The organism is Shimia sp. R9_2 (genome assembly GCF_017743735.1).
GTDB lineage: Bacteria > Pseudomonadota > Alphaproteobacteria > Rhodobacterales > Rhodobacteraceae > Shimia.
The window spans coordinates 1-1,377 of sequence record NZ_JAGHRO010000023.1; the positions used below are offsets into that span (position 1 = coordinate 1).

Below are 1,377 nucleotides of genomic sequence, written 5' to 3' on the forward strand. Positions count from 1 at the left end.
CGGCAGGCCGTCGTCATCCCCGTCTGTGAGCAGAACCGCATTGGGATCAATCGGATCATAGAGCGAACCAACGGTCACAGACACATCTGCCGTGCTGGAGGTGGTCCCATCCGACACCGCGTATGTGAAGCTGTCGCTGCCTATAAAGCCCGCATCCGGTGTGTAGACAATCTCACCGTTCACCACAGACACCGATCCATTGGCCGGTGTGGATCCCGAGACATCCAGCGTGAGACTGTCCCCATCCACATCGCTGTCATTGGCCAGAACGTCAATGGTGACGGCCACATCCGGGTCCGTACTGGCGCTGTCGTCCTGCGCCACCGGCACATCATTTTGTGCCTGAATGGTCACCGTGGCGCTGCCATCGGTGGTGGTCTTGCCATCACTCAGCACATAGCCAAAGCTGTCCGTCCCGGCATAATCCGCATCCGGCGTGTAGGTGGCAACGCCGCCCGCCAGGATAACAGAACCATGCTCAGTTTCCACAACCCCCACGGTGCCCGCGTCATCATAAGCGCTGGTCAGAGCTGCCACCGTCAGCGGATCGCCATTGGCGTCACTGTCATTGGCCAGCAGATCCAGAGCCACCGCCTGATCTTCCAAGGTGTTGGCCGCATCCGCCGCGGCCACCGGTGCCGCATTGGTCTCATAGACTGTGACCGACACAGTTGCTGTGTTGCTGCTGGTGCCATCGGAGACCGCATAGGTAAAGCTGTCGCTGCCCACAAAGCCGGGGTCAGGCAGGTAGACGATCTGCCCATCCACAACGGAGACCTGCCCGTTGGACGGAGCAGCACCGGAGACATCCAGCGTCAGGCTGTCGCCATCCACATCGCTGTCGTTGGCCAGAGCATCGATTTGGATCGGGCCATCCTGCTCGCCACTGACCGCGTCATCCTGAGCCACCGGTGCATCCGGGGCCGGGGCCACGGTTACTGTCACCGTGGCAACAGATTGTGTGCCCTGTTCATCACTCACTGTGTAGGTGAAACTGTCAGTGCCGTTGACGTCGGCATTGGGGGTGTACGTCAGCTGTCCCGCATCAATCACAACAGAGCCAAACTGCCCCTGTGTGACCGTATCCAAGCTCAGCGCAGCGCCTTCAGGGTCGCTGTCATTGGCCAGCACATCGATGGTCACCGCTTGATCTTCTGTGGTGCCCGCACTGTCATCCACAGCGTCAGGCGCGGCATTGGGGCTGGCCGTCAGAAGGCCACCGCTGGCTTCCAGAGATGCTTCGGTGCCTTGGAGATTGCGCACGCCTTGCAGGATGGCGACGGGCACAAAACCACTGGCCCCATCCGGATTGATTTCCATCAGCGTGTCGCTGCCGGTGGTGCTGAAGCGTACAAAATCCGTGATGTCATCGGTCGC

General features: G+C 60.5%; 1 protein-coding gene. It reads right to left on the reverse strand.

What is annotated here, in order from left to right; translation table 11 throughout:
- On the reverse strand, nt 1–1,377 hold a 1,377-nt coding region (locus J7400_RS21100), incomplete at both ends, for a cadherin-like domain-containing protein (protein ID WP_209066145.1).